At 71.0% G+C, this 13,570-nt stretch carries 7 protein-coding genes; 3 read left to right on the top strand and 4 right to left on the bottom strand.

The genetic code is table 11. From position 1 onward, the window contains the following. Positions 1–254 precede the first annotated feature (254 nt). The 3 genes from BX285_RS14475 to BX285_RS14465 all read left to right on the top strand — a co-directional run bounded on the left by BX285_RS14475 (position 255) and on the right by BX285_RS14465 (position 4,429). Positions 255–2,090: a bifunctional UDP-sugar hydrolase/5'-nucleotidase gene (locus BX285_RS14475; protein ID WP_121175338.1), complete on the top strand. Its 1,836-nt coding sequence runs from the start codon at positions 255–257 to the stop codon at positions 2,088–2,090. A gap of 405 nt (positions 2,091–2,495) precedes the next feature. After that, complete coding sequence (locus tag BX285_RS14470; protein WP_097238350.1) at positions 2,496–3,422, top strand: NADP-dependent oxidoreductase; 927 nt, start codon at positions 2,496–2,498, stop codon at positions 3,420–3,422. A 35-nt stretch (positions 3,423–3,457) separates the two neighbouring features. Further along, positions 3,458–4,429, top strand: a complete 972-nt coding sequence (locus BX285_RS14465) for an AraC family transcriptional regulator (protein WP_306458885.1) — start codon at positions 3,458–3,460, stop codon at positions 4,427–4,429. Between the two features lie 28 nt (positions 4,430–4,457). Here the strand turns inward: BX285_RS14465 and BX285_RS14460 are convergent, their stop codons facing one another. The 4 genes from BX285_RS14460 to gltB form a co-directional block, all read right to left on the bottom strand. Beyond that, positions 4,458–5,915: an aldehyde dehydrogenase family protein gene (locus BX285_RS14460; protein ID WP_121175337.1), complete on the bottom strand. Its 1,458-nt coding sequence runs from the start codon at positions 5,913–5,915 to the stop codon at positions 4,458–4,460. Between the two features lie 63 nt (positions 5,916–5,978). Further along, positions 5,979–6,845, bottom strand: a complete 867-nt coding sequence (locus tag BX285_RS14455) for a helix-turn-helix transcriptional regulator (protein WP_121175336.1) — start codon at positions 6,843–6,845, stop codon at positions 5,979–5,981. Between the two features lie 382 nt (positions 6,846–7,227). Further along, positions 7,228–8,688, bottom strand: a complete 1,461-nt coding sequence (locus BX285_RS14450) for a glutamate synthase subunit beta (protein ID WP_121175335.1) — start codon at positions 8,686–8,688, stop codon at positions 7,228–7,230. Then, positions 8,681–13,297 (bottom strand): glutamate synthase large subunit, encoded by a 4,617-nt coding sequence (gene gltB, locus BX285_RS14445; RefSeq protein ID WP_398900285.1) that lies wholly within the window; start codon positions 13,295–13,297, stop codon positions 8,681–8,683. The genes BX285_RS14450 and gltB overlap by 8 nt, the downstream gene beginning before the upstream one ends. Positions 13,298–13,570 lie beyond the last annotated feature (273 nt).

Here is a 13,570-nt window from a genome sequence, read left to right as displayed (position 1 = left end):
CGCCTCCCGACGTCCGGCCACTCCCGACGCTCCTACCACCGCCGTCCCTGCCCGGGCTCGTCACGAACGAGTCGCCAAGATCTCACCTCTTGGACAGGTCCGGGGGCTATTCAGCGGCCCTGCCTGCACGGCAGACTTCTACGCGCGTCCTTCTACGCGCGTCAATGCGCGACAGGCCCAGAAGCGCGCACCCGTCATCACCGAACACCAGTTGACGGCCCATCTGCCGTCGTTCCCACCCGGGAGAGTCGTCCATGCCCCTGAACCGCCGTGACTTCGTCACCCGGTCCGCCGCCACCGCCGCCGGCGCCGCCCTGGTCAGCGGTGCCGCCGTCGCCGCCGCCCCCTCCGCCGCGGCCGCCGAGCCGGACACGGCGGCCGCCAAGGGCCCGCAGCGCAAGCCGCGCAAGCAGGCCTTCACCGTCATGGGCACCACCGACCTGCACGGCCGGGTGCTCAACTGGGACTACTTCACCGACGCCGAGTACGTCGACAAGGCCCACAACGCGGTCGGCCTGGCGAAGATCTCCACCCTGGCCAACCAGGTGCGCGAGGAGAAGGGCTGGGACCGCTGCCTGCTGATCGACTCCGGTGACATCATCCAGGGCACCCAGCTGACGTACTACTACGCCCGGATCGAGCCGATCGCCACCGACGGCGACACCGTGCCGGACCACCCGATGGCCGTCGCCATGAACCTCATGCAGTACGACGCGGCCGCGCTCGGCAACCACGAGTTCAACTACGGCATCCCGACCGTCAAGGCCTTCGAGGACCAGCTGGAGTTCCCGCTGCTGGGCGCGAACGCCCTGCACGCGAAGAACGAGAAGCCGGCCTTCCCGCCGTACGTGATCAAGGAGCTGCACCTCGGCGAGGGCAAGTCGCTGAAGGTCGGCATCCTCGGCCTGACCAACCCGGGCATCGCGATCTGGGACAAGGCCAACGTCAGCGGCAAGATGGTCTTCCCGGGCATCGTGGAGACCGCCGCCAAGTACGTGCCGCGGATGAAGGCGGCCGGCGCGGACGTCATCGTGGTCTCGGCGCACTCGGGCATCGACGAGCCGACCACCTACGGCGACCAGCTGCCCTGGCCCGAGGACGCCTCGGGCGAGATGGCGGCGACCGTCCCGGACATCGACGCGGTGCTGGTGGGCCACACCCACAAGGAGGTCCCGCAGCGCCTGATCGTCAACAAGAAGACCGGCAAGACGGTCGTGCTCTCCGAGCCGCTGTGCTGGGGCCAGCGCCTGAGCTGCTTCGACTTCGAGGTCGAGTTCGCGGACGGCGCCTGGAAGGTCACCTCGGTCTCCTCGCGGGTGCTGAACTCCAACACCGTGCCGGAGAACCCGGAGATCACCGACGCGATCACCGAGCAGCACAAGAAGGTCGTCGCGTACGTCAACCAGAACATCGGCACCAGCAAGATCGAGCTGTCGATCGCCGAGTCCCGCTTCAAGGCCACCCCGATCATCGACCTGATCGGCAGGGTCCAGGCCGACGCCGTCAAGGCGGCGCTGGCGGGCGGCCAGTACGCCAACCTGCCGGTGCTGGCCCAGGCCGCGCCGTTCAACCGCACCGCGCTGATCCCGGCCGGCCAGGTCAAGCTGCGCGACGCCGCGGGCCTGTACATCTACGAGAACACCCTGGAGGCCCGCATCCTGACGGGCGCCCAGCTCAAGGACTACCTGGAGTTCTCGGCGAAGTACTACAACCAGCTCGCCCCCGGCGCCCCGGTCGACAAGGACGCCCTGACCGGCGCCGAGACCACCCCGGACTACAACTACGACTCGGTCTACGGCCTGAGCTACGACATCGACATCGCCCAGCCGAAGGGCCAGCGGATCGTCAACCTGTCCTTCCAGGGCAAGCCGATCGACCCGGCCGCCCAGTTCGCCCTGGCCGTCAACAACTACCGCGCCAACGGCGGCGGCAACTTCCCGCACGTCGCCAACGCCAAGCTGGTCTGGTCGAACTCCGACGAGATCCGCAACACCATGATCACCTGGGTGAAGGCCAAGGGCGTCATCGACCCCGCCGACTTCTTCACCAACTCCTGGCGCCTCGTCCGCGCCGGCCAGCCGGTCTTCTGACCAGCGCCCCTCCCCCGAGGCGCCGCCGGGCCCGTCCGCCCGGCGGCGCCTCGCCACATCCGGCGCGGTGCCATCATGCCCTCATGGTCGAGCCGGACAGTCGAGTCCTCGCGTACGCACGCACCCTGACCCCGCCACCGGGCTGGAAGGTCGAGGTCTCCGGCGGCACGGTGGAGCGGAAACTTCGGCGACCGTCCCGATTCCCGCCCCCTTCGACTCCGAACCCGCCACCGACACCCTGCTCCACTACCCGGCCTGACCAACTCGGCCCCCGGGCGAGACGATCGGACATCTGGCAGAGACTGGAGGATATTCATCGGCTCGCCCGCCGTCCCTATCGTTGATCGCAGAGCGAACGGCCCCACCGGGGGCCGGGGTTGAGCGAGCTGACAGGGAGTGAGTGCGATGCGTGCGGTGGTGCAGCGGGAGGTCGGCGGGCCCGAGGTGCTGGAGGTCGCCGAGGTGGCGCGCCCCGAGCTGCTGAGCGGCGAGGTGCTGGTGCGGGTGAAGGCCGCTGGGGTGAACCCGGTGGACGTGGCGGTGCGGGCGGGCTGGTTCCCGCTGCTGGGCGAGCCGCCGTTCACGCTCGGCTGGGACGTCTCCGGGGTGGTCGAGGAGGCCGCGCCCGGGGCGCGGTACCGGGTGGGCGAGGAGGTGTACGGGATGCCGTTCTTCCCGCGCGCCGCGAACGCCTACGCCGAGTACGTGGCGGCGCCCTCGCGCCAGCTGGCCCGCAAGCCCGCCTCGATCGACCACGCGGCGGCCGCCGCCCTGCCGCTGGCCGCGCTGACCGCCTGGCAGGGCCTGGTGGACGCGGCGCGGATCGGCGAGGGACAGCGGGTGCTGGTGCACCGCGCGGCGGGCGGCGTCGGCCACTTCGCCGTGCAGATCGCCAAGGCCCGCGGCGCGTACGTGATCGCGCTGGCGAGCGAGCCCAAGCACGCCTTCCTGAAGGAGCTCGGCGCGGACGAGGTCATCGACTACCGCACCACCGACTACACCCGGGCCGTCCGGGACGTCGACGTCGTCTTCGACTCCTCCTCCGAGAACACCCGCGCCCTGGAGGTGCTGAAGCCCGGCGGCGTGCTGGTGAGCGTCATGGAGCACCACGACCGGGAGCTGGCCGCCGCGATCGAGGCCGCGGGCCGCCGCTTCGCGGGCATCTCCGTCGAGCCCGACTACGCCTCGCTGGAGGCGATCGCCGCGCTGGTGGACGAGGGCCGGATCCGCCCGCACGTCGCGCAGGCCTTCCCGCTGGCCGAGGCCGGCCGGGCGCACGAACTGGTGGCCTCCGGTACGGTCCAGGGCAAGGTCGTGCTCACCGTCGACTGAACCGGTCGAATGAACCCGGTCGAATGAGCAACGGCGTGCAAGACACCGAAGGGGGACGGGCGTTGGACATCCTGACCGAGGCACTGGGCTCGATGCGGACGGCGTACCCGTCCTCCGTCCGCACCGAGGGCCGAGCACCCTGGGCCCTGCGCCTTCCCCCGGTGCTCGGCGCCGGCTTCCACGTGGTGCTGTACGGCACCTGCTGGCTGCTCCCCCTCGGCGGCAGGGACGGCGCGCAGTCGCACGAGCCGGTGGCGCTCAGTCCGGGCGACGTCGTCTTCCTGCGGGACGGCGGCGGTCACGTCCTGGCCGACCATCCGGACACCCCGCCGGTGGACTCGCACGCCTGCCGGGTGCACGACGGCTCGCCGATCGGCACCCTCTCACTGGGCGGCGAGGGCGCCCGCACCAGTCTGCTGTGCGGCAACTACCACCTGGACCAGGGCCGCCCGCACCCGATGGTGCGCCAGCTGCCGGCCCTGATCCATCTGCCGACCCGGCACGGCCGCCACCCCGAACTGGCGGCGGCCGTCCAGCTGTTGGGCACCGAGCTGGAGAATCCGCGGATCGGCTCGGCCGGGATCGTGCCGGCCCTGATCGACTCGCTGCTGCTGTACATCCTGCGGGCCTGGTTCGAGGACCAGCCCGCCGCGACGGCCGCCGGCTGGGCGGCGGCGCTGCGGGACGCCGCCGTGGCCCCGGCTCTGGCGGCGATCCACGAGGCGCCGTCCACGCCGTGGACGGTGGAGGCGCTGGCGGACCGGGCGGGGCTGTCCCGGGCCGCGTTCGCCCGCCGGTTCACCTCGATGGTGGGCGAGCCGCCGATGGCGTACCTGACCCGTTGGCGGATGACCACGGCGGCCCGGCTGCTGCGCGAGTCGGAGGCGCCGTTGACCTCGGTGGCGGCGCAGACCGGCTACGGCTCGGAGTACGCCTTCGCGAAGGCGTTCAAGCGGGAGTTCGGCCAGGCCCCCGGCGGCTACCGCCGGGAGGCCCGCGCCGCGTGAGCGCCCCGCGCCGCCTAGGCACCCGGGATCAGAACGGGAACACCGCCCGCCCGTGCTGCACCGAGATCCACTTCAGCGTGGTGAAGGCGTCCACCGTGGCTTCCCCGCCCAGCCGCCCGACGCCGGAGTTCCTCTCCCCGCCGAACGGCACGGCGGGCTCGTCCGCGATGGTCCCGCCGTTGACGTGGATCATGCCGGTCTCGATCCGCTGCGCGAACCGCACGCCGCGCTCGATGTCGGCGGTGTGGACCGCGCCGCTGAGCCCGAACGGCGTGTCGTTGGCGATCCGTACGGCCTCCTCCTCGCCGTCGAAGGGCACCAGCAGCACGACCGGGCCGAACAGTTCGCGCTGCAGGATCGGCGCGTCCTCGGCGAGGCCGGTCAGGATGGTCGGCGCCATCAGGCTCCCCGTGGTGGCGCCGCGCAGCAGGGCGGTGGCGCCGGCGGCGACCGCCTGGTCGATCTGGGTGGAGAGGGCGTCGGCCTGGACGGAGTTGATCAGCGGGCCGATGTGGGTGGCCGGGTCCTTCGGGTCGCCGACGGTGAGCGAGGCGACCTTGGCGACGAACTTCTCGGTGAACTCGGCTTCGACGCTGCGATCGACCAGGACGCGGTTGGCGGACATGCAGACCTGGCCCTGGTGGACGAAGCGGCTGAACACGGCCGCGTCCACGGCGTAGTCGAGGTCGGCGTCGTCGAGCACGATCAGGGCGCTGTTGCCGCCGAGTTCGAGGACGGACCGCTTGAAGTGCGCGGCGGCGACGGTGCCGACGTGCCGGCCGACCTTGTCGGAGCCGGTGAAGGAGATCACCTTGGGCACCGGGTGCTCGATGAAGCTGTCGCCGATCTCGGCGATGTCGGTGATCACGACGTTGAGCAGGCCGGGCGGCAGGCCCGCGTCCTCGAAGATCTTGGCGATCAGTCCGCCGCCGACGACCGGGGTCTCCTGGTGGGGCTTGAGGACGACGCCGTTGCCGAGGGCGAGAGCCGGGGCGACGGCCTTGAGCGCGAGGAACAGCGGGAAGTTGAACGGGCTGATCACGCCGACGACACCGACCGGCAGCCGGTAGAGCCGGTTCTCCTTGCCGGGCGCGGTGGAGGGCAGCAGCCGGCCCTCGGCGGCCACCGACAGGTGCAGGCACTCCCGCAGCATGTCCTTGACCAGTGAGAGTTCGAAGCCCGCCTTGAGGGCGGTACCGCCGAGTTCGGCCATGATCGCGGCGACGATCTCCGGCTCGCGCTCCTCGAACAGGCGCAGTGCGCGCTCGAAGACCAGTCGCCGCTGGTAGGGGTTGGTGGCGGCCCAGGCCTTCTGGGCGTGTTCGGCGGCGCGGTAGGCGCGGTCGACCTCGGCGACGGTGGCGACGGTGATGGTGGCGAGCTTCTCGCCGGTGTAGGGGTCGACGTCGACGATGTCCCAGGAGCCGCTGCCGCTGCACCATTCGCCGTCGATGTACTGCAGCGCCAACTCGGAGAAGTACGACATCTGTTCCCTCTCATGCACCGACACGTGTGCGCCGACCTGATGGGGGATCATCGTACTGATGAATCAGAGCTCCTGGCGCGCCGCTTGCAGCAACTCCCGCGTGTTCTGCGGGTCGAGGCTGTCGGCGAGCAGGTCGTCCATGGCGTGCCGGTACTCGGCGACCTCGGCGGGTTTGTCGAGGTAGAGCGCGGTGGTGAACTGTTCCAGGTAGACGACGTCGGACAGTTCGGGCTCGGCGAAGCCCAGGACGGTGAACGCGCCGCTCTCGGCGCTGAGTCCGGCGTTGCCGAGCGGCAGCACCTGGAGTCGGACGTTGGGCAGTTCGCCGAGTTCGAGCAGCCGGTCCAGCTGGCCGCGCATCAGCTCGGGTCCGCCCCAGGGGCGGCGCAGCGCGGCCTCGTCCAGGACGGCGACGAGCTGTGGTGCCTGGTCGCCGGTGAGCACGCTCTGGCGCTTGAGCCGGACGTCGACCCGGCGTTCGATCTCCTCGGCGCCGTGGTCGTGGCAGCCGGCGGTGACGACGGCGCGGGCGTAGTCGGCGGTCTGCAGCAGGCCGTGAACGAACTGGACCTCGTAGCTGTGGATCTCGGTGGCGGCTTCTTCGAGGCCGAGGTAGTTCTGGAACCAGCCGGGCAGGACGTCGCCGTACTCGTGCCACCAGGAGCTGGCGTTGGCTTCGCGGACGAGTCCGAGGACGGTGGCGCGTTCCGGTTCGGCTTCGACGCCGTAGAGGGTGAGCAGGTCGGCGACGTCGCGTTCCTTGAAGCCGACCCGGCCGAGTTCCATCCGGCTGATCTTGGATTCGGAGGCGCGGATCGAGTATCCGGCTTCTTCCCGGCTGACGCCTCGGGCCTCGCGGAGTTTGCGCAGCTGGCTGCCGAGCAGCAGGCGCCGTATCGTGGCGCCTCCGCCTGCCTGAGTCGTGCCCATCGAAGTCAACCTCCGCACTAGCGCAGCCCCCCGGCCGTCGGCGGCAGTCTGCCACCTGGCACCGACGAACAACAGCCCGTTCCGGGTGGCATTCCGGCCGCTGTGAGAAGCCTGGGCGTCCGCTGTGAGCCATCGCTCGGCATGCGAACGGCGATTCCGGGGCCGCACGCCCGGAGAACCCGGAGCGCACGCCCGGAGAACCCGGAGCCGTCCGCGTCCCGGAAAGCGTTCCTGCCCCGGGGAACGCGACGGCGCCCGCCCTCCAACTGGTCGGGGAAGAGGGCAGGCGCCAGGAGACCGCGTTGGCCCGGCGACGCTGGCGGGGGCAGCGGGTTGAGCTCCCGGCGATGCGGCGCCGGGGGTTCGGGGGCCGGTCGGACCGTCAGACCACCAGGGGGCGGTCCGTGGGTCGGATCGGGGCGGGAAGCGGGGTCTTGCCGCCCAGGTACTTGTCCACCGCGGCGGCGGCCGAGCGGCCTTCCGCGATGGCCCAGACGATCAGCGACTGGCCTCGGCCGGCGTCTCCGCAGACGTACACGCCATCGACATTGGTGGCGAACCGGCCGTCCCGGGCAATGTTACCCCGCGCGTCGAGGTCGGCTCCCAGCTGCTCGACCAGCCCGTTCTTCACGTCCGTGCCGGTGAAGCCCATGGCGAGGGTGACGAGCTGGGCGGGGATGGCCCGTTCGGTGCCGGGGACGGGCTCGAAGCGGCCGTCCTTGAATTCCACCTCGACGAGGTGGAGTTCCCGGACGTTGCCGTCCTCGTCGCCGGTGAAGTGGGTGGTGTTGACGGAGTAGATCCGCTCGCCGCCCTCCTCGTGGGCGGAGGTGACCTTGTACGTCATCGGCATGGTCGGCCACGGCTGGTGACCGGGCCGCTCGTCGCCGGGCCGGGGCATGATCTCCAGCTGGGTGACGGAGGCCGCGCCCTGGCGGTGGGCGGTGCCGACGCAGTCGGCGCCGGTGTCGCCGCCGCCGATGACCACGACGTGCTTGCCCTTGGCGCTGATCGGGGACTCGACGAAGTCGCCCTCCTGCACCTTGTTGGCCAGCGGCAGGTACTCCATGGCCTGGTGGATGCCCTTGAGCTCGCGCCCGGGCACCGGCAGGTCGCGGGCGGTGGTGGCGCCGGCGGCGACGACGACGGCGTCGAAGCGCTCGCGCAGCTGCTGGCCGGTGATGTCCTCGCCGACGTGGACGCCGGTGCGGAAGCGGGTGCCCTCCGCGCGCATCTGCTCGATGCGGCGGTTGATGTGGCGCTTCTCCATCTTGAACTCGGGGATGCCGTAGCGCAGCAGTCCGCCGATGCGGTCGGCCCGCTCGTACACCACGACGGTGTGTCCGGCGCGGGTGAGCTGCTGGGCGGCGGCGAGGCCGGCCGGGCCGGAGCCGACGACGGCGACGGTCTTGCCGGACAGCCGCTCCGGGATCTGCGGGGTGACGCCGCCGCGGTCCCAGGCCTTGTCGATGATGGTGACCTCGACGTTCTTGATGGTCACCGCGTCCTGGTTGATGCCGAGGACGCAGGCGGACTCGCACGGCGCCGGGCACAGCCGCCCGGTGAACTCCGGGAAGTTGTTGGTGGCGTGCAGGCGCTCGATGGCGCCGACGAAGTCGTCCCGGTAGGCGAGGTCGTTCCACTCGGGGATGAGGTTACCGAGCGGGCAGCCGTTGTGGCAGAACGGGATGCCGCAGTCCATGCAGCGGCCGGCCTGCTTGGTGATGATCGGCAGGAGGCTGCGTTCGACGTAGACCTCGTTCCAGTCCCGCAGACGGACGTCGACGGGCCGGCGCTCGGCCAGCTGCTTGCCGGTGGTCAGGAAGCCCTTGGGGTCAGCCATGTGCCGCCTCCATCATCTTGCGAGTGGTCTCGGCCTCGGAGAGGCCATCGCGCTCAGCGGCGTCCTTGGCGGCGAGCACTGCCTTGTAGTCGGTCGGCATGATCTTGGAGAAGCGGGAGACTCCGCTGCCCCAGTCGGCCAGGAGTTCGGCGGCGACGGTGGAGCCGGTCTCCTCGTAGTGCTGCTGCACGGTCTCGCGCAGCCAGTCGCGGTCGGCGGCGGTGGGGGCCTCGATGCCCACCAGGCCGTCGTTGACGTTGGCGGGGCGCAGGTCCAGGACGTACGCGATGCCGCCGGACATGCCGGCCGCGAGGTTGCGTCCGGTCTCGCCGAGGATGACGACCCGGCCGCCGGTCATGTACTCCAGGCCGTGGTCGCCGACGCCTTCGACGACCAGGGTGGCGCCGGAGTTGCGGACGGCGAAGCGCTCGCCGGCCTTGCCGCGCAGGTGGATCCGGCCGGAGGTGGCGCCGTAGCCGATGGTGTTGCCGGCGATGACGTGGTGCTGTGCGCCGTTGCCGATGGCCGCGGCCTCGCGGGCCGGGCGGACGACGACGACTCCGCCGGAGAGGCCCTTGCCGACGTAGTCGTTGGCGTCGCCCTCCAGGCGCAGGGTCACGCCGCGGGGCAGGAAGGCGCCGAAGGACTGGCCGGCGGAGCCGGTGAAGGTGACGTCGATGGTCCCTTCCGGCAGGCCGTCGCCGCGGTACCGCTTGGTCACCTGGTGGCCGAGCATGGTGCCGACGGTGCGGTTGACGTTGCGGATCGGCAGCTGGATCCGCACGGTCTCGCCGCGCTCCAGGGCGTCCTCGGCGAGTTCGATCAGCTGGTTGTCCAGGGCCTTGTCGAGCGCGTGGTCCTGGGTGGTGGTGCAGTGCCGGGCGGCGCCCTCCGGCAGCGCGGGCACGTGGAAGAGCGGGGCGAGGTCGAGCCCGGCGGCCTTCCAGTGGTCGATCGCGGCCTGGGCGTTGATGTGCTCGGCGTGGCCGACGGCCTCCTCGATCGAGCGGAAGCCCAGCGAGGCCAGGATCTCCCGGACCTCCTCGGCGATGAACTCGAAGAAGTTGACGACGAATTCGGGCTTGCCGGAGAACCGCTCGCGCAGCACCGGGTTCTGGGTGGCGACGCCGACCGGGCAGGTGTCCAGGTGGCAGACGCGCATCATGATGCAGCCGGAGACGACCAGCGGGGCGGTGGCGAAGCCGAACTCCTCGGCGCCGAGCAGGGCGGCGATGACGACGTCGCGGCCGGTCTTGAGCTGGCCGTCGGTCTGGACGACGATGCGGTCGCGCAGCCCGTTGAGCAGCAGGGTCTGCTGGGTCTCGGCGAGGCCGAGCTCCCAGGGGCCGCCGGCGTGCTTCAGCGAGGTGAGCGGGGAGGCGCCGGTGCCGCCGTCGTGTCCGGAGACCAGCACCACGTCGGCGTGCGCCTTGGAGACGCCCGCCGCGACCGTGCCGACGCCGACCTCGGAGACCAGCTTCACGTGGATGCGGGCCGCCGGGTTGGCGTTCTTGAGGTCGTGGATCAGCTGGGCCAGGTCCTCGATGGAGTAGATGTCGTGGTGCGGCGGCGGCGAGATCAGGCCGACGCCCGGGGTGGAGTGCCGGGTCTTGGCGACCCACGGGTAGACCTTGTGGCCGGGCAGCTGGCCGCCCTCGCCGGGCTTGGCGCCCTGGGCCATCTTGATCTGGATGTCGTCGGCGTTGACCAGGTACTCGGAGGTGACGCCGAAGCGGCCGGAGGCGACCTGCTTGATCGCCGAGCGGCGCTCCGGGTCGTACAGGCGGTCCGGGTCCTCGCCGCCCTCGCCGGTGTTGGACTTGCCGCCGAGGCGGTTCATCGCGATGGCCAGGGTCTCGTGCGCCTCGCGGGAGATGGAGCCGTAGGACATGGCGCCGGTGGAGAAGCGCTTGACGATCTCGGAGACCGGCTCGACCTCCTCGACCGGGATCGGCGCGCGGTCGAGGCCGTCGAGCCGGAAGAGGCCGCGCAGCGTCATCAGGCGCTCGGACTGCTCGTTCACCCGGTCCGTGTACTGCTTGAAGATGTCGTAACGGCGGTTGCGGGTGGAGTGCTGCAGCCGGAAGACGGTGTCCGGGTCGAACAGGTGCGGCTCGCCCTCGCGGCGCCACTGGTACTCGCCGCCGATCTCCAGCGCGCGGTGCGCGGCGGGGATGCCGGAGGCCGGGTACGCCTTGGCGTGCCGGGCGGCGGTCTCCTTGGCGATCTCCTCCAGGCCGATGCCGCCGAGCTTGGTGGTGGTGCCGGCGAAGTAGCCGTCGACGAGGTCCTGCGAGAGGCCGATGGCCTCGAAGACCTGGGCGCCGCGGTAGGAGGCGACGGTGGAGATGCCCATCTTGGACATGACCTTGAGCACGCCCTTGCCGAGCGCCTTGATCAGGTTCTTGATGGCCTTCTCGGGCTCGACGCCCTCGATGAAGACTCCCTGGGCGACCAGGTCCTCGACCGACTCCATGGCCAGGTACGGGTTGACCGCGCCGGCGCCGTAGCCGATCAGCAGCGCGACGTGGTGCACCTCGCGGACGTCGCCCGCCTCGACCAGCAGCGACACCTGGGTGCGCTGCTTGGTGCGGATGAGGTGGTGGTGGATCGCGGAGGTGAGCAGCAGCGAGGGGATCGGGGCGTGCTCGGCGTCGGAGTGCCGGTCGGAGAGCACGATGATCCGGGCGCCGTCGGCGATCGCGGCGTCGGCCTCGGCGGCGATCTCGGCCAGCCGGGAGGCCAGGCCCGCGCCGCCGGTGGCGACCTTGTAGAGGCCGGAGAGCGTGACGGCCTTGAGGCCGGGCTGGTCGCCGTCGGCGTTGATGTGGACGAGCTTGGCCAGCTCGTCGTTGTCGATCACCGGGAAGGTGATGCCGACGGTGCGGCAGGCGGAGGCCTCGGCGGCCAGCAGGTTGCCCTCGGGGCCGAGGTTGGAGAGCAGCGAGGTGACGAGCTCCTCGCGGATGGCGTCCAGCGGCGGGTTGGTGACCTGCGCGAAGAGCTGCACGAAGTAGTCGAACAGCAGGCGCGGCTTCTCGCTGAGCGCGGCGATCGGCGAGTCGGTGCCCATCGAGCCGAGCGCTTCGCCGCCGGTGCGGGCCATCGGCGCGAGAATGACGCGCAGTTCCTCCTCGGTGTAGCCGAAGGTCTGCTGGCGGCGGGTGACGGAGGCGTGGGTGTGCCAGATGTGCTCGCGCTCGGGCAGCTTGGCGAGCTGGATCTGGCCGGCGGCGACCCACTCCGCGTAGGGGTGCTCGGCGGCGAGGGCGGACTTGATCTCCTCGTCCTCGACGATGCGGCCCTCGGCGGTGTCGATCAGGAACATCCGGCCGGGCTGCAGGCGGCCCTTCTTGGTGACCTTCTCCTGGTCGATGTCGAGCACGCCGACCTCGGAGGAGAGGACGACCAGGCCGTCCTCGGTGATCCAGTAGCGGGCGGGGCGCAGGCCGTTGCGGTCGAGCACGGCGCCGATCTGGGTGCCGTCGGTGAAGGTGACGCAGGCCGGGCCGTCCCAGGGCTCCATCAGGTTGGAGTGGTACTGGTAGAAGGCGCGGCGGGCCGGGTCCATGGTGGCGTGGTTCTCCCAGGCCTCCGGGATCATCATCAGCACCGAGTGCGGGAGCGAGCGGCCGCCGAGGTGGAGCAGTTCCAGGACCTCGTCGAAGGACGCCGAGTCGGAGTGGTCCGGGGTGCACACCGGGAAGATCCGGCTCAGGCCCTGCCCGTTCTTGTTGGCCGGAATGAGGTCCGTGGCGAGCTGCGACTCCCGGGCCCGCATCCAGTTGCGGTTGCCCTTGACGGTGTTGATCTCGCCGTTGTGCGCGACGAAGCGGTACGGGTGGGCGAGCGGCCAGCTCGGGAAGGTGTTGGTGGAGAACCGGGAGTGCACCAGGCCGATCGCGGAGGCGTAGCTGCGGTCCGACAGGTCGGGGAAGAAGGGCTCCAGCTGGCCGGTGGTCAGCATGCCCTTGTAGACGATGGTGCGCGCGGACAGCGACGGGAAGTAGACCCCGGCCTCGCGCTCGGCCCGCTTGCGGACCACGAAGGCGGTGCGGTCCAGCTCGATGCCGGCCTTGCCGCCGCCGGCGAGGAAGAGCTGGCGGAAGCGCGGCATCACCGAGCGGGCGGTGGCGCCGAGCAGGTCGGGGGTGACGGGGACGTCGCGCCAGCCGAGGACGGTCAGGTCCTCCTCGGCCGCGATGGCCTCGATCTGCGCGACGGCGGCCGCGTCGGCCTCGTCCGCGTCCGGCAGGAAGGCGATGCCGACGGCGTAGGAGCCCGCGGCCGGGAGTTCGAAGTCGACCTTCCCGCGCAGGAAGGCGTCCGGGATCTGGGTGAGGATGCCGGCGCCGTCGCCGGAGTCGGGTTCGGCGCCGGTGGCGCCGCGGTGCTCCAGGTTGCGCAGGACGGTCAGCGCCTGCTCGACGATGGTGTGGTCGGCGATGCCGGTCAGCGTGGCGACGAAACCGACGCCACAGGCGTCGTGCTCGTTTCGCGGGTCGTACAGGCCCTGAGCAGCAGGTCGCGCATCCGGCACGAGCGCGTAGGGCGGGCGGGGGGCGCCGGCCTGGGGCTCGTTGGCGGAGTGCATGGATGCAGACAGCATCGGCTCTCCCGTCGTCGTCTTTCGGCAAGTTGGTGCAAGTAGGGACGACGTTGGCCCTGATGCGATGGTGCGGTGTCGTGCAAGTTACATGATGCCCAGGATCCCGAGAAGCGGAATATCCCGTCCACATGGCGGGACGAGTCGCAGGTCAGGGGGTGTGGGGGGAGGGACGTGCCACAGTGCACGTCCTGACGATTGTGCCCAACGGTCCGCGGCCCGAAACAGGGGCGAAACCGGGCCGCCACACAAGCCGATCATGGCCGCCTGCGATTC

Origin of the sequence: Streptomyces sp. 1114.5, from assembly GCF_003635085.1 — a bacterium.
Classification (GTDB): domain Bacteria; phylum Actinomycetota; class Actinomycetes; order Streptomycetales; family Streptomycetaceae; genus Kitasatospora.
This window is presented reverse-complemented; position numbering and strand designations above follow the sequence as displayed.